Consider the following 21,175-nt stretch of genomic DNA (forward strand, 5'->3'; position numbering starts at 1 on the left):
GGTATGGAAGAATATTTTATAAAATATATTCTTTATTAATTAGGTAGGAGATTTATCGAAAGTATAAATGTGTCTTAAGCTAGCTTGGTTTACCAACCACTCGGGAAATACATAAAAGAGATTTAAAAACGGGAGAACAAAAAACAAGTTGTAACCCAATCTTTTAGAGTAAGTTCATTTCAAATTGTAGATTTTCTCTGCTTTAAGGGAACATTCTTACTCAAAGCCTTTTGCTCTACGCTAGCACGCCAAAGAAGTAGAAAAGAATAAATAATTACGATAATCTAGACGCATTTAAATATAGCAACCAGGCTGCTTTCACGCGGGTTTTAGGCCAATACTTCTTCCTCCGAAACCACACCGGAAAAAGCCAATTGCTGCTTTCCTGCGTCGAACTCGTTTTCGCTTTTGGCGATGACAATGGTGGCTACGCCGTTGCCGATGATATTGGTAATGGCCCGGGCTTCGGACATGAAGCGGTCTACACCGAGCAGCAAGGCTAGCCCTTCTACGGGAATAATTTTGGTAGCGGTAATGGTGGAAGCGAGCACGATAAATCCGCTGCCGGTAATGCCCGCTGCTCCTTTAGACGTAAGCATGAGAATAGCAATAACGGTAGCTTCCTGAGCTAAAGTAAGATTAATGCTAAACACCTGCGCCAGAAAAATAACGGCAATGCTCAGGTAAATACTCGTACCGTCGAGGTTAAAAGAATAGCCCGTAGGTACTACCAAACCCACTACCGATCGGGAGCAGCCTAACCGTTCCAGTTTGCGCATGAGCTGCGGCAGCGCTGACTCCGACGACGAAGTACCCAGCACCAGCAATAATTCTTCTTTTATGTATTTTAAATACTGCCACAAGCTTACTTTGTAGTAGGCCAGAATGAGGTTAAGCACCACGAAAATGAACAAAAACATGGTCAGGTAAACGGTAAGCATGAGTTTGCCCAAAGGCAGCAAAGTATTAATGCCGTATTTACCAATGGTAAAAGCCATACCACCAAAGGCACCTAACGGGGCCAGTTTCATGATCATGGCCAGAATCCGGAAGAAAACGGCGGATAATTTTTCAAAAACGGCAATAATAGCGGGTGCAGCTTCGCCTACCCGGGTGAGCGCCACCCCAAACAATACCGAGAAAAAGAGCACCTGCAAAATATCGCCCTGGGCAAAAGCCCCGATTACCGTGGAGGGAACAATATGCGTGAAATATTCTACCCAATTAATTTCGGCGGCTTGTTGGGTATAGGTACTGATATCGCCTTTCGCCAGCGCCGAAATGTTAATGCCCGCCCCCGGTTGCAAAATGTTAGAGGCTACTACTCCAATTATTAAAGCAAACGTCGTTACTACTTCAAAGTACAATAATGCTTTACCCCCTACCCGGCCCACTTTTTTCAGGTTCCCCATGTTGCCGATGCCCAGCACAATGGTTAAAAAGATAATGGGCGCAATTACCATTTTAATCAGGTTAATAAATACCTCGCTGATGGGCCGGAGTTGGGCGGCGGTCTCCGGGAAAAATATGCCGGTCAGAATGCCTAAAAAATAGCTAGTAAAACCTGAAAAGTAAGGTTCCGGGAGAGTCGACGCATATACGAGTAGCTGTTTTCGCGTAAAAGATAACTAGAATTACCGGAAAGTGCCGAAAAGATTTATGCTAACCCGAGCGAAGGTAAAAGCTGGGTTTTGAAAGAAGGATTGAAGCAAGCAAGGAACTTCTGCTCTCTAAGAATCAAACTCGAAATATAGCTTACAACAGCCTATTAGTACTTTTAAAAAGAACTTTACACCAACGAATAGCACATAAAACAAGAATAAAATTTAAATTAGAACAAAGTTGCCTGCTTACTATCCCCAACTATGGCGCTACGTTTCCAGCGAATCCTTTTTATTGTTTTTCTCTGGCTGATAGGCTGGTGGGGAGCTTATGCCCAAGCCAGTCTTGATACCAGCTTTGTAGCGAATGCCCGCGAGAATTTGGATCAAGGGTATACCCAAATGGCTAGTTCCGAGTCTATTTTATACAACGGAACGGAATATGCGCCGGAAAAGAAAGCCTACCTGAAAGGGCACTCTTATTATAAAACCGCCCACGAACTAGAAGGTAAAATTTACTACCATAACACTTGGTTCCCGAATGTACCGCTACAGTACGACCTGGTTTTAGACCAAATTATTGTTGAACACCCTACTTCTGAATTTAAAATAAAGCTGGTAGCCGAAAAAGTAAAATTCTTTATTGTGGCGGGCCATACTTTTATTCGCTTAACCCCGGATAGTTTAAAAACAACCACTTTGAAAGCTGGATTTTACGATTTACTTTACGATAATAAGCTACAAGTTTTAGCGCACCGGTCTAAAAGGCTGGTGCAACAAACTACTGATATTGGCTTGGAGGGCAAGTACGTCGAAACCGACTCTTACTTTATTTATAAAAAAAATATTTACTATCCGGTAGATAAAAAGAAATCTGTTGTAAAAATATTGGCCGACCGGAAAAAGGAAGTGCAGGCTTTTATCCGGAGTAATAAATTAACCTTCCGGCAAAACCGGGAAACAGATATTATGAAGTTGGTTCAGTATTACGTTCAATTAAGCGGTTAAACCCAACGGGGCCTGCCAGTAATAACTTTATTTTAGAATTTAAATGTAAGCGCTTTAAAAATAAGTAACCGGATAAAATTAATTTAATATAATTAAAGTAGGAATAGCTACTAAAATCATTGCTATTAAATTACTTAAATACAAAAAGTCTAACATATTATATCTAAATACTTGTGTCTTTTACTTAGTTGCCTGCCTAACTAACATATGATTAGATGCTCCTGGTTACTATTCCTACTAATTTGCCTGCTAGGTTACAGCAATGGTGTTTTAGGTCAGCAGCAAGCCGATACTCTCTTTACCGGAAGTTTTACTAAAACACCTTTTGCTGAGTTTGTACAACAAGTAGAGGCGAAAACCAGTTACCATTTTTTCTTTTCTCCGGCTACTGTTGATAGCCTTTTTGTCACCCTCCAAGTTCAAGAGCAATACTTGCCCGAGCTTTTGCCGCAAATATTCCGGAATACGCCCGTTCAATTCGCGATAGATAATCAGTACCGGGTATTTATTACGAAAGACACGGCCATTCAAACAACTTTACGATCTGATTTTTTTGAACCAGCTACCGATAGCACCATTTCCACGGTATCGCCAATCCTTGCAATTACCGCCTCGAATCCTCGTTCCATTCGGTCGCGGAACACGCTGGAAACAAAATTATTTGAAATTGGCTCGGGGCGGGCCACTTCCGTTAACAGTAAAGCAAACTTGGCCGGCTACGTGCGCAACCTAAAAACCGGTGAACCCATTACGGGGGCTTCAGTTTACATACAACCGCCCCTCATTGGGGTAAAATCCGACCAATTTGGGTATTACTCTTTAACCTTGCCGGTTGGGCGCCACGAACTCCTGATTAAATCCGTGGGGCAGAAAAGCACCCGCCGCCAAATTCAAATTACTGCCGACGGCAAATTAAACATCGACTTAGAAGAAGAGGTAACTACTTTAAAAGAAGTGGTTGTAGAAGCCCAAAAAGATAAAAATGTAACGGGTTTACAAATGGGCCGGGAACAACTGGATATTAAAACCATCCGGCAAATACCAACGGCTTTCGGGGAAACGGATATTTTACGGGTGGTCCTCACCTTACCCGGAGTGAAATCGGTAGGCGAGGGCAGCACCGGTTTTAACGTGCGCGGCGGAGCCACCGACCAAAATTTGATTTTATTTAATGGCGCTACTATCTACAACCCGGCGCATTTGTTTGGTTTCTTTTCGGCCTTTAATCCCGATATTTTAAAATCGGTGGAGTTATACAAAAGCGCGATACCGGCGGCTTACGGAGGAAGGTTGTCTTCGGTATTAGAAATAGCTACCCGCGACGGCAATAAAAAACAATTCTCAGGCTCCGGCGGCATTGGGTTACTAACCAGCCGGCTTACCTTAGAAGGCCCCATAATAAAAGATAAAAGTGCTTTTCTTATCAGTGGCCGTAGTACTTATTCCGATTGGTTATTGCAGCAATTACCCAATAAAACGTTACGGGAGAGTGCGGCGGCTTTTTACGACGTAAACGTTCACCTGAGCCACGAAGCAAACGAGAACAATACCTTTTATGTAACGGCCTACACCAGCCGCGATAAATTTAAACTGGGCGCCGATACCTTATACCAATACACCAACCAAAGTATTAGCACCAAATGGAAGCACATTTTTACTAACCAATTATACGGCGTAGTAACGGGTAGCCTTAGTCGTTATTCTTATAATATCGAAAGTCAACGCAACCCGGTAAACTCCTCCCGGCTTACGTACGGCGTTAACCAGGCGAACCTGCAAGTTGATTTAAATTACTTCCGGAACGAGACGCATACTTTTAATTACGGCCTTAGCTCTATTTTTTATACGGTTACTCCCGGCAAACTACAGCCCTTAGGTTTTGAATCGTTAATTACCCTGGATGCCCTGCAAGAAGAAAAAGCAATAGAAAGTGCCGTTTACGCTTCCGATCAAATAACCATTAGTCCGCGCTTATCGGTTTATTTAGGTTTACGGTACTCGTTGTACCAGGCATTAGGTCCCCGACAGGTGAACCAATACGTACCGGGTGTGCCGCGCACCGAAAAAACAATAACGGATACCATTTTCTACCAAGCGGGCCAAAGTATTGCCCACTACCAAGGTCCGGAGTATCGAATTTCAGCGAAGTATTCTCTAACGGATTACTCTTCCCTGAAGGTAAGTTATAACCGCATGCGGCAGTACATTCACATGCTTTCCAACACGGCGTCTATGTCGCCGGCCGATGTATGGAAATTAAGTGATGCGTATATCCGGCCGCAGATAGGCGATCAACTAGCCATTGGCTACTACCATAATTTAAAATCCAATAGCATTGAAACCTCCGTGGAAGCCTACTTTAAAAACATGCACGATTTCGTGGATTATAAAAGCGGCGCCACCATCATCCTGAATCACCACCTGGAAACGGATGTGGTAAACGCCGAAGGCAAAGCCTACGGGATTGAACTAATGGTAAAGAAATTAACGGGTAAACTAAACGGCTGGTTTAGTTACACCTACGCCCGTTCCCTGGTACGGGTAAATGTAGGCACGCCCGCCGACCAGATTAACAATGGCAAGTATTATCCCAGTAATTTCGATAAACCCCACGATTTTACCTTAATTAGCAATTACCGGTTTAACCAACGCGTGAGTACTTCTTTGAATTTCACCTACAACACGGGCCGGCCCATAACTTTACCGTTGGCTAAATATTACCTGCGCGACACTCCCCGCATTTTTTACTCGAACCGCAATGAGTACCGGGTGCCGGATTATTACCGGGCCGATTTTGCAGTAAACCTGGAAGGAAATCATAAAATAAAGAAACTAGCCCATAGTTCCTGGACCTTTGCTGTATATAACCTGACGGGGCGCAAAAATCCTTTTTCTATTTACTTTAAATCGGAAAGTAACCAGATTAAAGGCTACCAACTAGCTATTTTCGGGCAGCCCATTCCCACTGTTACTTATAATTTCAGATTCTGATGCGGTTGAAGAAGGGTAATTTCATCAATTGTTTTATCTGGCTTTTGTGGCTATTATTGAGTAGTTGCGTAGAACCGTACGAACCTAAAGTACTCCGGTCAGTTAGTAAGTTTTTGGTGGTAGATGGTTTTATTAACAGCCAGGGAATAACTACCATTAAACTAGCCCGCACTTTAAATCTGACGGATACATTAAATTTACCCGAGCCGGAAACGAAGGCCCAAGTACAAGTAGAAGAAGAAAACGGAGCGCCATACCTTTTAACGGAAAAAAATCCGGGCACTTATGTTTCCGGCAAACAAACCCTTCACGCCAGCCGCCGATACCGTTTACTTATCCAAACTGCCGCAGGCACAAAATATGCTTCCGCTTTTGTTTCGGTCCGGCCCACCCCCGAGATAGACAGTGTTAGCTGGCGAGTGGAAAGTAATGGGCTACAGATTTATGTAGATACCCACGATCCGCAAAACAATACCCATTATTACCGCTGGGAATACGAAAATACCTGGGAATTTACCCCGCCTTATAATTCCGTTTTGAGCTATGTAATAGATACTGTTTTAATTCGGCGGGATGATATTTACCATTGCTGGAAAACAGAAATATCGCCCAGAATAAGTATTAGTAATTCTATTAAGTTAAGCCAGGATGTAATAGCCCAGTACCCTTTGCTTTTTCTGCCGGCTGGTTCAGAAAAGTTGCGTTACCGGTACAGTATTTTGGTTAAACAATACGCCCAAACTGCGGAAGAATACCAATATTGGGAAATGCTGCAGAAAAATACCGAACAAATTGGGGGACTTACCGATCCGCTGCCTTCGCGGTTAACCGGCAATATTCAAAACCTCACTAACCCCGATGAACCCGTGATTGGTTATATTGGAGCCTACAGCCTTCGCGAAAAAAGAATATTTATTACCAACGAGGAATTACCCCAAGAATGGGTTTATGAATCAGGATACTCCGATTGCGAAGAGCCTTTTCCTATTTATCTTGGTGATAATATAGCGGCTTACCTGAAAGCAGGAAAGTATATTCCTTTGTATCCGATCGCCCGTCCCGGTTTAATCGGGTACTATATTGCCTCTCAAGAATGTACCGATTGCCGCTTGAAAGGCACCAATATGAAGCCTGATTTTTGGCCTTAAAAAATTTCAAATAATTCGTATTCAAACAATTAACTACCATACAATTATAAAATTATTAGCAGACTAAGAAACTACTTCCGATTTAGCTCATTAAAATGAATACTTTGTTCTTATCCGTTAATCCGCCAATCCCATTTTTTTACGTTCGACAAAATACGCTGCTGGGTTTATTTTTAGGGGTAGCATTACTCCTTCCCCGATTGGTTTTTGCTCAACCGGATTCGTTAAAAAGTATTACCTCTCATTTTGATCATTATCGCCGCCAAGTTCTGACGGAAAAGTTATTTCTGCATCTCGACCGGCCCGCGTACGTGAGCGGCGAGACCATGTGGTACAAAGTTTACAGCACGGATGGTATTTACAACAAACCTTTGGCTCTAAGCAAAATAGCTTACGTGGAAGTAGTAGACAAAAATCAAAAACCGGTACTGCAAGCCAAAACCGCTTTGCAAAATGGTTTTGGGAATGGCAGTTTTAGTTTACCGTTTTCCTTAAACTCGGGTAACTATACGGTGCGGGCTTATACCAACTGGATGAAAAATGCTGGCCCGGATTATTATTTCTCCGCCGCAATTAGCATTATTAATACTTTCAAAAAATCCGGAATAAAGCCCAAGGTAAGTACGCCTTCTTATGATATACAATTCTTTCCGGAAGGCGGCAACCTGGTTCAGAACTTACCAAGTAAAGTAGCTTGTAAAGTAATGGACTCAAACGGCAAAGGAGTAAGTTTCAGAGGTGAATTGCGCGACCAGAACGAAAAAGTTCTAACTAGTTTTCAATCTCTTAAATTCGGGATGGGTCACTTTTACGTTACCCCTACGCGCAGCCAGAAATTAACCGCCGTCATAATAGTACCAAATAGTAAAGTTATTCGCCATTCCTTACCAACTGCCCTTGAGCAAGGCTATGTGATGCACCTTCAGGCAAACGAAAATGATTCAGGAAATTTAAAAATAACTGTACAAGCTTCTTCTAAAACTTCTTCGGATGCCCCGGAATCTATTTATTTATTGGCGCATACCCGTAACCAAATAGCTGCGGCTGAAAGTAAAATGTTACAACAAGGGCAGGCCACTTTCCTGGTAAACAAAAAAGATTTAGCCGCAGGTATTTCGCACTTTACTATTTTTAACCGTAAAAAAGAACCGGTATGCGAACGCTTGTACTTTAAACGCCCGACAAATAAATTAAACATTGTTGCCCACACAAATAAAACCCAATACTTAACCCGCGAACCGGTAATCTTAGATATTCTCACGCAAGATGAAGCTAGCCAGGCTACCTCCGCTAATGTGTCGGTAGCCGTTTACCAGCTAGATTCTTTAAGCACCCATTTGCTTCCTGGTATTCAAAGCTATTTGTGGCTACGTTCTGATTTAAGGGGCGAAATAGAAAACCCGGATTACTATTTTGAAAATACCGATTCGCTAGCCGATGATGCGGCCGATAATTTAATGCTGACCCAAGGCTGGCGCCGCTTTAAGTGGGAAGCTATCCTGACAAATCAACCAATTTTAACGGACTACCCTCCCGAATTAAATGGTCATTTTATTATGGGTAAGGTAACGGATACCCGTACGGGAAAATCTGCCTCCAACATCAGCACCTATTTGGCCTCTCCTGGCCGGCAAGTTGAGCTGTATACCGCTACCAGTAATACCAATGGCTCGTTGTTATTTGAGGTAGAAAATTTTTATAATTCGCAAGATTTAGTCCTGCAAACCAATCCGCAACGCGATAGCACCTACCACTTAGAATTATTATCTCCTTTTTCACAAAAGTATCCCCCTCATCTCCTCCCAGATTTACATTTACTTAAACGCTGGCAAACCAATATTGCTACCCGCCACCTGCAAATGCAAGCACAAAATAGCTATTTTAAAGATTTTCAGCCGCTGGTAAAGTTACCCGTAACAGATAGTATTCCTTTTTACGGTAATGCCAACGAGAAATACAAACTAGATGATTATACCCGGTTTAAAACCATGGAGGAGGTTATGCGGGAGTACGTGATTGGGGTGCAGGTACGAAAACGGCGCAACGGCTTCCATTTCATGGTTCTGGATAAAGTTAATGGCGGTATTTTTCAGAATAACCCTATGGTGTTGCTGGATGGGGTACCTATTTTTAATATAAACAAAATCATGGCCTTCGATCCGCGCCAAATCCAAAAACTAGAGGTGCTTACCAGCCGGTATTTTCACGGACGGGTTACTTACGAGGGTTTGGTGAGCTATATAACCTACAAAGGCAACTTAGGAGGTTTTACCTTAGATCCCCGGGCACTTTTAACCGCCTACCAAGGGCTACAAATACCCCAGGAATTTTACTCGCCGCAGTATAATAATCCGGAAAGCTTAAAAAGCCGGCTGCCCGATTTAAGAAATTTGCTTTACTGGTCACCTGATAGTAACACCTCCATTTCCGGGAAACATAAAACAAGTTTCTACACGTCCGATCAGCCAGGAAAATATGTAATAGTACTGCAAGGTATCACCAAGGATGGCTTGGCCGGAAGCGCTAGTTTTACCTTTGAAGTTAAAAATACTCTGTAATCTGATCTATGTAATTACTCTACGCTATTTAAAGACAAGTTAATAACCCATCCAATTCAAGGATAAATCTATACTTCAAAAGGATAGCGTACTATTTATCTCCGTAAAAGCAGAAAGCCATCTTCAAACGAAGATGGCTTTCTTTTTAAATTTAAAATTATTTATAAACTTAGTAAGACTTTGCTTCGTGCGAAACGCGTTGGGCTTCTTCTACTCCTTCTTTCGGGGAAGTAGCGCCGATTGGTCCTTTATCGCTTTGATCTTTTAATTTAAGTTGCAGACCTTCGGCTACCCGGCGGCCATACTCTTCGTCGGCTAAAGTAAAGTGCTCCACCATTTTGTCCTGGATGCGCTTATCGCAGGTGCTAAGCGTATTTACCAAATTAAAAATCAAATCATCGCGTTCCCAATCTTCAAAATTATGGTACGTTTCGCCGGCTTGCTTAAAGTTGTTGGTCCGGTCGATTTTTTGGCGTACCAGGTTGGCTTCGTAACGCGGAGTATAATCTTTACCCGCTTTAGCAGCTTCCTGTAAACCACCTAAGAAAGAAGGTTCGTAATTAATGTGTGGGTTCTGACCTTCGGCAAAATCGGTTTTGTACGACATTTGTCCACCGCGCTGGTTGGTAGCTACTTTTACCCGCGGAGCATTAATGGGCAACTGCAAATAATTAGCTCCTACCCGGTAACGTTGGGTATCCGAATAAGAAAAGGTACGGCCTTGTAACATTTTGTCATCCGAGAAATCCAATCCGTCTACCAATACTCCGGTACCAAAAGCCGACAGTTCTACTTCGTTGAAGTAATCTACCGGGTTCCGGTTTAGAGTCATTTTACCAACGGGCAACCAAGGAAACTGATCTTTCGGCCAGATTTTAGTATCATCCAACGGATCGAAATCCAGTTCCGGATGCTCGTCGTCGCTCATAATTTGCACGAACAATTCCCACTGCGGGAAATTACCGGCTTTAATGGCTTCGAATAAATCCTGGGTAGCGTGGTTAAAGTTCTTGGCCTGGATAGATTCGGCTTCGGCTTGAGTCAGGTTGCGGATCCCCTGCAATGGTTCCCAGTGGTATTTTACCAATACGGCTTCGCCGTCGGCATTTACCCATTTATACGTATTAACGCCCGAGCCTTGCATTTGCCGGTAATTGGCCGGGATACCGTACGGCGAAAACAGGAAAGTGGCCATGTGGGTAGCCTCGGGAGTATTAGCAATAAAGTCGAAAATCCGTTCGCCGCTCTGGATATTGGTTACCGGATCTGGCTTTTGCGAGTGAATCAAATCCGGAAACTTCATGGCATCTCGGATAAAGAAAATCTTCAGGTTATTTCCTACTAAATCCCAGTTACCGTCTTCGGTATAAAATTTAACGGCAAAACCGCGGGGGTCGCGTAAGGTTTCCGGCGAATGGCCACCATGCCCTACGGTAGAAAACCGCACAAACACCGGCGTTTGTTTTCCTTTTTCCTGAAATAATTTAGCTCTGGTATATTTTGCTATTGGCTGATCTCCTACGGTTCCGTAAGCTTCAAAAACACCATGCGCACCCGCTCCCCGGGCATGTACGACCCGCTCCGGAATCCGTTCCCGGTCGAAGTGCGAGACTTTCTCGATGAAGTGATAGTTCTCCATGGTAGCAGGCCCCCGGTTACCAACGGTGCGGATATTCTGGTTATCAGTTACGGGATGCCCTTGACGAGTAGTAAGAATGCGTGGTTCGTTTTCTGCGCCCATACGACCATTGCCGGTCGATCCGTTCTCCCCGGCGGGTTTGTGAGTTCCGTTTTCTTGTTGCATCATTAAAAATAAATTTTAGGTATAACTTTACTTTACCTGTAAATAAATAGTCAAGTTTCGTTTTAGAAACTTATCTTTTCCGTTTCCCCGCAATATTAACAACCGCATCGGGCTTTTCCTAACGAAACTTGCTTCTCGTTAGGCAGAAAGCCCGCGATGAAGCGGGCTCTCTGAACTATCGCGTTCCAACTAAGGCAAATGCTCTTAGTGGCATAACTAAATCGATTTTTATAGGAATTTCTTCAAGCACCCATTCCAACGCGCTATCCATTTCTGAGAAGAACTGAAAATCAAACCGAATAATTTTTTTCTGGTAATTAAACATATCTTCCATTACTAGTAAGTAATACACATCATCGGCTGCAATACAAGCATATTTCTCGGTGGGTAGCTGTAAAAAATGCGGATACCAATTCTCGTACATCCAGTTAGCATTATCCCCACTTAGCTTTCCAAGATTTTGCGAATTAATCACCCAATTTTTAACTTCTTTTTCCCGACCTAACTGTAACATTAACTTTCATGCATCGCGGTATTCACCATCATCAGGGGCTTGCAGCCAATGCATTACTAATGAATCCTTATCAGCGAAGTAATACATTAAAAGATGGGGGCATCGAAACAAATCATAATTAACCGGAAGTTTAGAAATTTTTAAATTAATTGTGAGTACTTTACTCTAAACCCAGCTTATTCGTTATATTGCTATATATTCATAGATAATTAACATAGGTACTTAAGTCGAATAATTAAAACGCACACCGACCAAACTAATCTACCTTTATTCTACAATATTGATACAAATCGTAAGCGGCGGAGGCATAGCCACGTTTATACGCTTGTAAAAAATTACGGCACGCTTCGTCTTTCCTATCCAAATCGTAGTAGGCTTTGCCTAACAAGTAGAGCAAGCGGCCACTTTGGGTGTCGGCAGCTAGTGCTTGTTCATAATCAGGAATAGACTTATCGGCTTGTCCTAGCAAATAATAACAATATCCCCGGTACAACAAGGCCTCGTTGCGCATTTTAGCGTTGGCACCCGAAAATTTTAAAAAAGAATTAAAATCCTGAATGGCCTGAGGATAGGTATTCAGCAAAGTAGCCCGAATCATTCCGCGCTCAAAATAGGCCGGGGTATACACCTGGTTGGCCTGCAAAGCTTTAGTCATTTGGGCTTCGGCTAAGGTATCGCGCTGTAACTTTTCGTAACACCGGCCTTTATCATAAAACAAATCGGCTCTTGGTTGCTCTGTTCGTTTTATAGCTTCATCTAAGTCGGCAATGGCCGCCGGGTAATTCTGGTAAATATTCATTTCAATGCGTGCCCTCCGGGAATAAGCATCGGCAAAATTAGGTTTAAAGTAAATAGTTTTGGTGAGCAGGCTATGCGCTAAACTCCATTGCTCCATTTTAGTATATTGCAAAGCCGCGCGGTAATTGCTCATACCGGTTATATGGTCCATTAACAACTTTACCAGTAAACTGGCGATAATTATTCCGATGAAAATACCGATAATTATTTTTAAGTCTTTGCGCTGAAATTCCCGTTTAGGAATAGTACGGTAATGGCGCTCGGAGTACGAAGCTGGTTCGCGGGTAACAATCGGCGTTTGATACGGCGCCTGTTGCATGGCTTGGTATTGCAGTACCAGGTACTGCAATTTTAAATCGTATATGGCCCGTTTTCTTTCGTCGGATAAAATCTGGTATGCTTCGTTTACGACTTTAAACTTTTCTTCGAACAACCGGTTTCCCTGGTGCTTGTCCGGATGGTATAGCCGGGCCAGTCGTTTGTAAGCTGCTTTTATTTCGGCGTTCGTAGCCGAAGGATTTATTTCTAAAATGGTATAATAATTCTGATTCAAAGATGCCTGCCCGTTAGGTAAAGAAGCTATTTTTAAAAATAACGCTTTTTTTAGACAATATTATTCTAAAATCCGTAATACAATTTTCGAATAATAGAGGTTCCTTAATATTTTTTACTTTTTTATTGTACACGTAATTGGATCTAACTAAACTAATACTATGAATAACGACGACAAAGGCTCTAAGACGGAAAGCCTGATCAGCAACTTAATGGGTTATATTGATACCCGCATCGATCTATTAAAATTAGAAATACAAACCAAGCTAAAAGAAGGCTTTGTAGGCTTACTACGCGCGATTGTATTAGGTTTTGCTGGCTTTATGGCTTTAATCTTTTTTAATATTTTTATAGGTCTTCTCCTGAATGATCTTCTCGACAGCCATTTCTGGGGCTTCGGTATTGTTACTTTATTTTACGTTATTTTATTAGTTATTGTAATAATGGGTGTAGATAAGAAATTATTTAGTAACCTGGCCGATAAAACATTCGATAATACTGTATATAAAGACGATAAAAGAAATCAACCGTTATGAACGAACTAAATAATCCGCTTTTCGAAGACAGAAAAGAATTCTTAGAAAGACAAAAACAAGAGTATAAAAACGCCCTGCTGGGCGATGTTGCCGAATTAAAGACTCAATCGCAGGAAATAGGCAAAAAGGTGCTTATTGGCGGTGGTGCCTTAGTCGGGATTTGGTTAGTAAGCAAGCTGCTGGGAGGAGGAAGCAAAACTAAAAAAAAAGTAAAGCCCTAAAAACGGGGCTTCAAAAACAACTGGCGACAACGAGTACGTATGCGGCTCCAACGGGTGCGAGTTCTGCAAGGGAAGATAATTCTACTCCCTACGATTCAACTTTTCAATCTGGCTCCGGTCAGGTACCTCCTATTTCCGCGTATTACCAACCGCCACAACCTGCTCAGCCGTCGTTTGTAACCGAGTTGGCGAAAACCTTTATGGAATCGGAAATGGCAAAAGCTTTATCTACTCAAATAACGGCTTTTTTGCTGGTGTATGTAACCAAAAAATTAGAAGAGTACCTGCATGTGCCTAAAAATCCCGATATTGTGGTCACGAAAGAACCCGTAACCAGAGATATCGATTTCTCATATCACGAAGAGGATGCCGTTTAGCCGGATATACGAACAAATACTCCAGAAAAAACAACAGAGACAAAAATTATTTGCCGTACTGCTCGACCCGGATAATTTAACCGTAGCGGCCTGCGAAAGACTTATTTTACTAAGCCACACGTATTCTATCGATTATTTTTTTGTAGGCGGCAGCCTGGTTACTACCTCTAACCAAGCGCCGCTTATTTCTTTGCTCAAACAGAAAAGCAGCATTCCGGTAATTCTATTTCCCAGCAGCAGTTTGCATATAGATGCGCAAGCCGATGGCATTTTATTGCTGTCGCTTATTTCGGGCCGAAATCCTGAATTTTTAATTGGGCAACACGTTATTTCCGCTCCTATTCTAAAATCCAGCCAGCTTCAAATTTTACCTACCGGTTATATTCTCGTTGATTCTGGTCGGCCAACGACTGCTTCGTACATGAGTGGCAGCATGCCTTTACCGCACGATAAACCCAGTATTGCGGCCAGCACCGCCTTAGCCGGCGAACAATTAGGTTTACACCTGATATTTTTAGACGCGGGCAGTGGGGCGCAGAACCCCGTTCCTGCGGCTATGATTCAGGCGGTGCGTCAGGTAGTAGAGGTTCCTATAATTGCGGGTGGTGGACTAAATACCCCAGCAAAAATAATGGCTGCTTTAGGAGCCGGCGCAGATATGATTGTAGTAGGTAATGAGATAGAGAAGAATCCGGACTTTATCTGTTCCGCTGCAACGGTTATTAATGAATTAAATTCTGCTGCTTTATTAAATTCTCTTTAAAATTGGCTTTTGTTCCATTACCTAATTTCTTATAAAACAAGCGCGCCTACGTTTTCAGACGTAGGCGCGCTTGTTTTATAAGAAATCTTTGATTTAAATATTCATCGCAGATTCGCGGCGGCGCATCTTACCAGCCGGAATACCGAACATCATTTTAAAGCGACGGCAGAAATAAGCCGTATCTTTGTAGCCTACTTCTTTACCAATTTCGCGGATGCTTTTCTTAGTGGTACGTAACAAGAACACGGCCCGTTCCATGCGCTGGTACTCAATATAATCCTGCGGATTAATACCGGTCAGCATTTTAAAGTACTGCCCCACGTAATCTTCGGATACATTAGCCACATTAGAAAGCACTTTATTGGATAAATCGCCGCCGATATTTTCTTTAATATAGTTGAAGAGATCGATCAAACGGGGATCTTTAAAGTAAGTGCTGTTGGTAGCCAATTGCTCCACAAACATCTTATTTTTAAGAATATACCGAATAATCTCTACTATAATATTTTCGGTATAGATGTTTATTAACCGTTCTTTACCCGGTAAATCCTGCATGCTTTCCTCAATTACTTTTATAATTAAGTTAGCCAGCTTGGAATTACTAGAAATTAAGAAAGCCGGTACATCCAGCGAAGCGAAAAAGTTAACCGAATCAAAAACTTTAGCCTCAAAACTCACAAAGCTATGGCTTTCTTCCGCATCGCCAATTAAGTCCAGATCGTTGTTGCTCCGGAAGAACTTTTCTTTATTACTTATTAAATCATCATTCGAAATCATCCGGCTATCCGGATCGCCGTAGTAGATTTTGGTACTCCGCCCACCCGGCACAAACAACATCTCCCCTTCTTCTACTACTTGTTTCTCATCACCGAAAGCAATAACCCCTCTATGGAGCAAAATCAGGTTATTGCCCACATCATAAAAGTTCCGCACACCAAATGGTTGCTGCAATACATAATTCTTAGATTTAATATATCGCACCCCCAAGGACTCAATAACCTTATTGTAATCTTCCATGATTGGTATTTTATCTTTATTTTTTTGATATTTAGATTATAAGGTTTAAAATTACTATTAATCTTTCAATAAGTCAAAAATAATTGAAAAATAATTATACACCATTTAACAAATATATTATTTTTGAACAGCATTATTTCAACATAGCACTATTCTATTATTTTAGTAACTCTCTTGATATTACTATTTTCTGAATCTCGGAGGTGCCTTCATAAATTTGCGTAATTTTTGCGTCGCGCATCAGTCTTTCTACGTGGTATTCTTTCACAAATCCGTAGCCGCCGTGTACTTGCACGGCCTCAATAGTGGTATCCATGGCTACTTTAGAAGAAAACAATTTCGCCATAGCTCCCGACTTAGCATAATCGCGACCGGCGTCTTTATCAGCGGCCGCTTGTAAGCACAATAGGCGGGCGGCATCTATATACGTAGCCATATCGGCCAGTTTAAATTGAATGGCTTGGTGCTTGGCTATTTCAACGCCAAACGACTTACGTTCTTTCGCGTATTTAACGGACAACTCGTAAGCGCCGGACGCAATACCTAAAGCCTGCGCCGCAATACCAATACGTCCGCCGTTCAGCACACTCATGGCAAACTTAAATCCGAAGCCATCTTCCCCAATGCGGTTCTCTTTGGGCACTTTTACATCGGTAAACATAAGCGAGTGCGTATCGGAACCTCTAATACCTAATTTGTTTTCTTTTTTACCCACTACAAAACCAGGAGTATCCCGTTCTACAATAAACGCATTTATGCCTCTATGGCGCTTTTCGGGATAGGTTTGCGCAATAACCAAATAAACACTAGCCGTGCTGCCGTTCGTAATCCAGTTTTTGGTGCCGTTGATTAAATAATAATCGTCCTGTTCTACAGCGGTGGTACGCTGCATAGTAGCGTCGGAGCCCGCTTCGGGTTCAGATAAACAAAAAGCTCCAATAATTTCGCCAGTCGCCAGCCTAGTCAAGTATTTTTGCTTTTGTTCTTCGGTACCGTATTTTTCGAGTCCCCAGCACACCAGCGAATTATTTACCGACATTACCACCGAAGCCGAAGCATCTACCTTCGAAATTTCTTCCATAGCCAGCACGTACGAAATAGTATCCATGCCGCTTCCCCCGTACTTTGGGTCGACCATCATGCCTAAAAAACCAAGCTCGCCCATTTTTTTTATCTGCTCGGCCGGAAACCTCTGCTGTTCATCCCGTTCAATAACGCCGGGTAATAACTCGGTTTGGGCAAAATCGCGGGCCGCTTCTTGTACGGCTAGATGTTCTTCGGTTAGTCTGAAATCCATGCTGCTGGTTTATTTTGATAAGGAACACATACTTTGTTCTTAAGTACCCGAGTTAGTTGAAGTAAAATTTTAGCCTGTTCCCTTCAGGTAAGTCGAATACCAGATACAGTAAATATACGCATACTTTTAAATAAGTATGCATGCATACCTATTTATTCATATTTTTGGTTCTTCTATCTATTATGGTGTTGTCCCGTTCCCTATTCATTCGGAAGATTTACGCCATAGCCCGCTGGCTGTAGCTACCACTTACTTAGATTTCTACTTAATAAAGCTTCTGACAAGACAATAAATAAAAACGCCGCTCCTTATAAGGAGCGGCGCAATAAAATCTATATTTAAGCTGAATTTACTTAATCCCGGCGCCCCATCAAAATAGATACGTAGTATAACAAAGTAGCCAGCGAACCAATAGCAGCCACTACGTAAGTTAAAGCCGCCCATTTAAGAGAATCTTTCGCCATAGCATGTTCCTGAGTAGTTACTACTCCCCGGCGATCCATCCAAGCCAAGGCCCGGCGACTGGCATCAAATTCTACCGGTAAAGTAATAAAGCTAAATAAGGTAGTTAAAGCAAATAAAGCTACGCCAATAGTTAAAGGAATAACACTGGTATTAATCATAAAAATACCGATTAATATAATCCATTGCATATACCGCGATGCCACACTCAAAGCCGGCACCATGGCCGAACGGAATTTAAGCATACTATAGGCGGTAGCGTGTTGCACCGCATGTCCGCACTCGTGCGCAGCTACTGCCGCCGCCGCCGCACTCCGGGAAGCATAAACTCCTTCGCTTAAGTTAACTGTTTTATCTGCCGGGTTATAATGGTCCGTTAACTGACCTTCGGTAGAAATAACCCGTACATCCCGAATATTATGATCGGCCAGCATCATTTCAGCTATTTCGCGGCCACTTAAACCTGAATGTAAGCCTACTTGCGAATACTGCGCAAATTTGCTTTTTAGCCGCCAGCTTACAAATAAGCTAACCAGCATTACCAGTATGGCTATTAAATATACTCCACCCATTTTCTTTTCCTTGTTTAAATTTGTTGTTTTATTTTCTCGACAATATTTGTAGTTGAATACCCTTTTACGAGTGCAATCGTTTGTACGGTTCCCCCATTTTTCTGAACGATATCGTGCCCCACAATATTTTCAATGGCATAATCATCGCCTTTTACCAGAATATCCGGCTTAACCACGGCAATTAACTCGTACGGAGTATCTTCCGCAAACAATATTACCATATCCACAAACAACAAGGATGCCATTACCCTGGCTCGTGACATTTCGTCCTGAAGGGGCCTTTCCGAACCTTTTAAGCGGCTTATTGAGGCATCTGTGTTTAAACCGAGAACCAATTTATTGCCTAAATGGCGGGCTTTTTCCAGGTAATCTACGTGGCCCAAGTGTAAAATATCAAAACACCCGTTGGTAAATACAATAGTATCTCCTTCCTCTTGCCACCGCCGAATAGTAGCTAAAGCCGTTGATACATCTTTAAAAATTTTACTTTGAGCGTTTATCATAAACAACTGAATTTAATTCGGACTGGAGCACTGGTGTTGGTTTTACGGGCGCCCGATTCAGCATGCTATAAATGAAGCTGATACCGCCTAGTATAACTACTAACAAGGTTTGCGAAGTATGCGTTAGTAAGGCATAGGCCATGCCGGTTTCTTTGGATAAGCCATAAAGCAACAGGGTAGAACGGACCATTATATGAAATACCCCAATACCGCCTTGCACGGGAGCACTCATTCCTAAACTCCCTACCACCAAGACCGATAAAGCCGCGCCTAAACTTAAATTTCCGGTACCAGGCAAGGCTAGAAAACCCACGTAGCCGGTAAAATAATACGTAAGCCATACAAAAAGTGTGTGCGCTACAAAAACGAACTTATTTTTCAGTTTGGCAATACTAAGCACCCCTTCGGCTACACCAATTAAGAAATCGCGTATTTTCCAGTATAAGGGATTATTTTTTAACTTTTCCCGGAAGGTATATAGCAGCGCAAGTCCTAAAATAAAAACCAAAACAGCAGCCCCCCCTAACCGATACAGTAGATCACTTTTAGCTTCGTAATCGGCGACCTTTGTCGAAAACAAATTCCAGAAGAAAGCGTGAATTCGATCAAATTCTATTAAGAAAGCGGCTCCAGTTAGTAGCAGCAGCATTAACATATCAAGCAACCTTTCGGTAATAACTGTTCCGAAGGACGCTTTTACCGCTACGTTACTCGTTTTACTTAAAATACTGCAGCGTATTACTTCTCCGGCTCGGGGTAAAACTAAATTAGCCAGATAACCTACCATCATGGCATGGTACGTTTCGAAAATAGTAAGGCGATATCCCAAGGGCTCTAACTGCATCTTCCACCGGTAAGCCCGACTAAAATAACCAGTTATACCCAGCAAAAGCGAAACTCCAATCCAGAAATAATTAACGTGCTGTAATTGCTTCCACACCAAAGCAAAATCAATTCCCTTTAGTGCGTACCACATCAGGAAAACCGACAAACCTGCTAATAGAAGATATTTACCGATAGTAAGAAGCTTTTTCATAAACGCTATTCTTGCTGCCTAAATCAGCCGGTTATTTTGGTCAGGAAATATAAGAGTTGGTACGTGCGTTTTGGCTTCGCTAAAATCAATTAAGCAGTACGAAATAACAATTACAATATCACCTACCTGTACTTTACGGGCCGCCGGACCGTTCAGGCATACGACACCGGTTCCTCGTTCCCCTTTAATCACGTACGTTTCAAAACGTTCGCCGTTATTGATATTTACAATCTGTACTTTCTCGTTTTCTACCAGATTAGCAGCATCAATCAAATCTTCATCAATGGTAATACTGCCCACATAATGCAGTTCGGCCTGAGTAACTTTTACCCGATGAATCTTTGATTTTAAAACTTCTATTTGCATATATTTTTCTCTTTCGCTTAAATTGGCCGCAAAGGTACATATTTTTGTTTTACCCGATAGTCAACCATAACCCTTGAACTTTTACCTTTACAAAAGCTGCTCACTACCTCCTTTATAAAGCGTCTACTATCACATTATCTATCAGGCGCACATTATCCAGGTAAGCTGCCAAACATAGAGCTGCTGGCCGGGTAAAACCCGAAGCAGGTTGTAACGTTTCTGCGTCCACTATTTCAAAATACTCGGGAGTAATTTCCGGGTACTGTTGTAAGAACGTTTTTACTGTATTTTTAATTTCCTGAATGGTAGCACTCCTGCGTTCGGCGAGTTGTTTTCCTAGCTGCAGCGCTTTATAAAGCTGGGGAGCTATTTGGCGCCCGGTTGGTGTTAACCGCTGGTTTCTGGATGATAAGGCTAATCCATCTGCTTCTCGCACCACCGCATGACAAACCAGTTCTAAGTCAAAGTTAAGATCTTGCACTAATTGCCGTATAATAGCAAATTGCTGTAAGTCTTTCTGTCCGAAATAAGCTTTGTGGGGTTTTACCAAATGAAATAATTTACTCACTACCGTAGCTACTCCGTTAAAATGGCTCGGCCGGTAAAAACCTTCCATTACTTGTTCCAACGCTCCAAAGTTAAACTTAAGTAAAGCTGGTTGTTCGTACATTGCCGTTGCTTCCGGCATAAACAAGATATCGCAGCTATTCTCTTGCAATAAGGCTACATCTTTCTCAGTTGTTTTAGGATATAACCGATAATCTTCGGCATTATTAAATTGTATGGGGTTAACAAAAATGCTACAAACTGTTACGGCGGTATCGCGGGTGGCGGTACGTAATAACTGTAAATGCCCTGCATGCAAAGCTCCCATAGTGGGCACAAATCCAATCGTTTTTCCGGTAGCCCGTATTTGCTCGGTGAGTAGTTTAATATCTGACAGATGCGTAATTACTTGCATTAATTTTTGAGAATGTTTAGCCTAAAAAGTAGTAAGCTTAAGTTTTAGATAAATAAATTGAAAATATGATAAAATTTTTGTAATTTTGTG

Annotated in this window: 18 protein-coding genes and 1 pseudogene; 8 read left to right on the forward strand and 11 right to left on the reverse strand. The window is 42.2% G+C overall.

The window, feature by feature from the left end:
• Positions 1-329: 329 nt before the first annotated feature.
• Positions 330-1,597 (reverse strand): annotated as a pseudogene (locus AHMF7605_RS17500) (dicarboxylate/amino acid:cation symporter).
• Between the two features lie 268 nt (positions 1,598-1,865).
• On the opposite strand from AHMF7605_RS17500, the gene AHMF7605_RS17505 reads away from it, so the two are divergent.
• From AHMF7605_RS17505 to AHMF7605_RS17520, 4 genes are all read left to right on the forward strand, one after another.
• Positions 1,866-2,609, forward strand: a complete 744-nt coding sequence (locus AHMF7605_RS17505; RefSeq protein ID WP_106931350.1) for a hypothetical protein — start codon at positions 1,866-1,868, stop codon at positions 2,607-2,609.
• A 207-nt stretch (positions 2,610-2,816) separates the two neighbouring features.
• Positions 2,817-5,600, forward strand: a complete 2,784-nt coding sequence (locus AHMF7605_RS17510; protein WP_106931351.1) for a TonB-dependent receptor — start codon at positions 2,817-2,819, stop codon at positions 5,598-5,600.
• Entirely contained in the window at positions 5,600-6,748 is a 1,149-nt protein-coding gene (locus AHMF7605_RS17515) for a DUF4249 domain-containing protein (protein WP_106931352.1), read from the forward strand. The genes AHMF7605_RS17510 and AHMF7605_RS17515 overlap by 1 nt, the downstream gene beginning before the upstream one ends.
• 95 nt (positions 6,749-6,843) lie before the next feature.
• Positions 6,844-9,306, forward strand: a complete 2,463-nt coding sequence (locus tag AHMF7605_RS17520) for an MG2 domain-containing protein (RefSeq protein WP_106931353.1) — start codon at positions 6,844-6,846, stop codon at positions 9,304-9,306.
• A 169-nt stretch (positions 9,307-9,475) separates the two neighbouring features.
• Here the strand turns inward: AHMF7605_RS17520 and AHMF7605_RS17525 are convergent, their stop codons facing one another.
• The 3 genes from AHMF7605_RS17525 to AHMF7605_RS17535 all read right to left on the reverse strand — a co-directional run bounded on the left by AHMF7605_RS17525 (position 9,476) and on the right by AHMF7605_RS17535 (position 12,975).
• On the reverse strand, positions 9,476-11,113 hold the full coding sequence (locus tag AHMF7605_RS17525; protein ID WP_394336205.1) for a catalase: 1,638 nt from the start codon (positions 11,111-11,113) through the stop codon (positions 9,476-9,478).
• 172 nt (positions 11,114-11,285) lie between these two features.
• Entirely contained in the window at positions 11,286-11,624 is a 339-nt protein-coding gene (locus tag AHMF7605_RS17530) for a hypothetical protein (protein ID WP_106931354.1), read from the reverse strand.
• Between the two features lie 256 nt (positions 11,625-11,880).
• On the reverse strand, positions 11,881-12,975 hold the full coding sequence (locus AHMF7605_RS17535) for a DnaJ domain-containing protein (RefSeq protein ID WP_106931355.1): 1,095 nt from the start codon (positions 12,973-12,975) through the stop codon (positions 11,881-11,883).
• A 160-nt stretch (positions 12,976-13,135) separates the two neighbouring features.
• Between AHMF7605_RS17535 and AHMF7605_RS17540 the strand changes: the two genes are divergently transcribed.
• The 4 genes from AHMF7605_RS17540 (at position 13,136) to AHMF7605_RS17550 (ending at position 14,871) form a co-directional block, all read left to right on the forward strand.
• Positions 13,136-13,510 (forward strand): phage holin family protein, encoded by a 375-nt coding sequence (locus tag AHMF7605_RS17540; protein ID WP_106931356.1) that lies wholly within the window; start codon positions 13,136-13,138, stop codon positions 13,508-13,510.
• Positions 13,507-13,731 carry a hypothetical protein gene (locus AHMF7605_RS17545; RefSeq protein ID WP_106931357.1) on the forward strand — a complete coding sequence of 75 codons (225 nt, stop codon included), beginning with the start codon at positions 13,507-13,509 and terminating at the stop codon, positions 13,729-13,731. Before AHMF7605_RS17540 ends, AHMF7605_RS17545 begins: the two co-directional genes overlap by 4 nt.
• 212 nt (positions 13,732-13,943) lie before the next feature.
• Positions 13,944-14,108: a hypothetical protein gene (locus tag AHMF7605_RS29830; protein WP_158267549.1), complete on the forward strand. Its 165-nt coding sequence runs from the start codon at positions 13,944-13,946 to the stop codon at positions 14,106-14,108.
• Positions 14,098-14,871: a geranylgeranylglyceryl/heptaprenylglyceryl phosphate synthase gene (locus AHMF7605_RS17550; RefSeq protein WP_106931358.1), complete on the forward strand. Its 774-nt coding sequence runs from the start codon at positions 14,098-14,100 to the stop codon at positions 14,869-14,871. Before AHMF7605_RS29830 ends, AHMF7605_RS17550 begins: the two co-directional genes overlap by 11 nt.
• 93 nt (positions 14,872-14,964) lie before the next feature.
• On the opposite strand, the gene AHMF7605_RS17555 is transcribed toward AHMF7605_RS17550, so the two are convergent.
• The 7 genes from AHMF7605_RS17555 to panC all read right to left on the reverse strand — a co-directional run bounded on the left by AHMF7605_RS17555 (position 14,965) and on the right by panC (position 21,085).
• Complete coding sequence (locus AHMF7605_RS17555; protein ID WP_106931359.1) at positions 14,965-15,888, reverse strand: AraC family transcriptional regulator; 924 nt, start codon at positions 15,886-15,888, stop codon at positions 14,965-14,967.
• Between the two features lie 157 nt (positions 15,889-16,045).
• Positions 16,046-17,185 carry an acyl-CoA dehydrogenase gene (locus AHMF7605_RS17560; protein ID WP_106931360.1) on the reverse strand — a complete coding sequence of 380 codons (1,140 nt, stop codon included), beginning with the start codon at positions 17,183-17,185 and terminating at the stop codon, positions 16,046-16,048.
• A 353-nt stretch (positions 17,186-17,538) separates the two neighbouring features.
• Complete coding sequence (locus AHMF7605_RS17565; RefSeq protein WP_106931361.1) at positions 17,539-18,219, reverse strand: zinc metallopeptidase; 681 nt, start codon at positions 18,217-18,219, stop codon at positions 17,539-17,541.
• 14 nt (positions 18,220-18,233) lie between these two features.
• The gene (gene rfaE2, locus AHMF7605_RS17570; protein WP_106931362.1) at positions 18,234-18,722 is read right to left on the reverse strand and encodes a D-glycero-beta-D-manno-heptose 1-phosphate adenylyltransferase; all 489 of its coding nucleotides are present in this window, start codon (positions 18,720-18,722) and stop codon (positions 18,234-18,236) included.
• Positions 18,703-19,758, reverse strand: coding sequence for a lysylphosphatidylglycerol synthase transmembrane domain-containing protein (locus AHMF7605_RS17575; protein WP_106931363.1), 1,056 nt, complete (start codon positions 19,756-19,758; stop codon positions 18,703-18,705). The genes rfaE2 and AHMF7605_RS17575 overlap by 20 nt, the downstream gene beginning before the upstream one ends.
• An 18-nt stretch (positions 19,759-19,776) precedes the next feature.
• On the reverse strand, positions 19,777-20,124 hold the full coding sequence (gene panD / locus AHMF7605_RS17580; RefSeq protein ID WP_106931364.1) for an aspartate 1-decarboxylase: 348 nt from the start codon (positions 20,122-20,124) through the stop codon (positions 19,777-19,779).
• A 112-nt stretch (positions 20,125-20,236) separates the two neighbouring features.
• Positions 20,237-21,085, reverse strand: coding sequence for a pantoate--beta-alanine ligase (gene panC / locus AHMF7605_RS17585; protein WP_106931365.1), 849 nt, complete (start codon positions 21,083-21,085; stop codon positions 20,237-20,239).
• Between the last annotated feature and the right edge of the window lie 90 nt (positions 21,086-21,175).

This window comes from Adhaeribacter arboris (genome assembly GCF_003023845.1).
GTDB classification, from domain to species: Bacteria; Bacteroidota; Bacteroidia; order Cytophagales; family Hymenobacteraceae; genus Adhaeribacter; species Adhaeribacter arboris.

Bases quoted from the DNA above. Each gene is read 5' to 3' on its own strand.
- AHMF7605_RS17510 (WP_106931351.1), top strand. From the start codon at position 2,817: ATGATTAGATGCTCCTGGTTACTATTCCTACTAATTTGCCTGCTAGGT.
- rfaE2 (WP_106931362.1), bottom strand. From the start codon at position 18,722: ATGATAAACGCTCAAAGTAAAATTTTTAAAGATGTATCAACGGCTTTA.
- panD (WP_106931364.1), bottom strand. From the start codon at position 20,124: ATGCAAATAGAAGTTTTAAAATCAAAGATTCATCGGGTAAAAGTTACT.
- panC (WP_106931365.1), bottom strand. From the start codon at position 21,085: ATGCAAGTAATTACGCATCTGTCAGATATTAAACTACTCACCGAGCAA.
- AHMF7605_RS17540 (WP_106931356.1), top strand. From the start codon at position 13,136: ATGAATAACGACGACAAAGGCTCTAAGACGGAAAGCCTGATCAGCAAC.
- AHMF7605_RS17550 (WP_106931358.1), top strand. From the start codon at position 14,098: ATGCCGTTTAGCCGGATATACGAACAAATACTCCAGAAAAAACAACAG.
- AHMF7605_RS17520 (WP_106931353.1), top strand. From the start codon at position 6,844: ATGAATACTTTGTTCTTATCCGTTAATCCGCCAATCCCATTTTTTTAC.
- AHMF7605_RS17530 (WP_106931354.1), bottom strand. From the start codon at position 11,624: ATGTTACAGTTAGGTCGGGAAAAAGAAGTTAAAAATTGGGTGATTAAT.
- AHMF7605_RS17545 (WP_106931357.1), top strand. From the start codon at position 13,507: ATGAACGAACTAAATAATCCGCTTTTCGAAGACAGAAAAGAATTCTTA.
- AHMF7605_RS17525 (WP_394336205.1), bottom strand. From the start codon at position 11,113: ATGATGCAACAAGAAAACGGAACTCACAAACCCGCCGGGGAGAACGGA.
- AHMF7605_RS17575 (WP_106931363.1), bottom strand. From the start codon at position 19,758: ATGAAAAAGCTTCTTACTATCGGTAAATATCTTCTATTAGCAGGTTTG.
- AHMF7605_RS17565 (WP_106931361.1), bottom strand. From the start codon at position 18,219: ATGGGTGGAGTATATTTAATAGCCATACTGGTAATGCTGGTTAGCTTA.
- AHMF7605_RS17555 (WP_106931359.1), bottom strand. From the start codon at position 15,888: ATGGAAGATTACAATAAGGTTATTGAGTCCTTGGGGGTGCGATATATT.
- AHMF7605_RS17505 (WP_106931350.1), top strand. From the start codon at position 1,866: ATGGCGCTACGTTTCCAGCGAATCCTTTTTATTGTTTTTCTCTGGCTG.
- AHMF7605_RS17560 (WP_106931360.1), bottom strand. From the start codon at position 17,185: ATGGATTTCAGACTAACCGAAGAACATCTAGCCGTACAAGAAGCGGCC.
- AHMF7605_RS29830 (WP_158267549.1), top strand. From the start codon at position 13,944: ATGGCAAAAGCTTTATCTACTCAAATAACGGCTTTTTTGCTGGTGTAT.
- AHMF7605_RS17515 (WP_106931352.1), top strand. From the start codon at position 5,600: ATGCGGTTGAAGAAGGGTAATTTCATCAATTGTTTTATCTGGCTTTTG.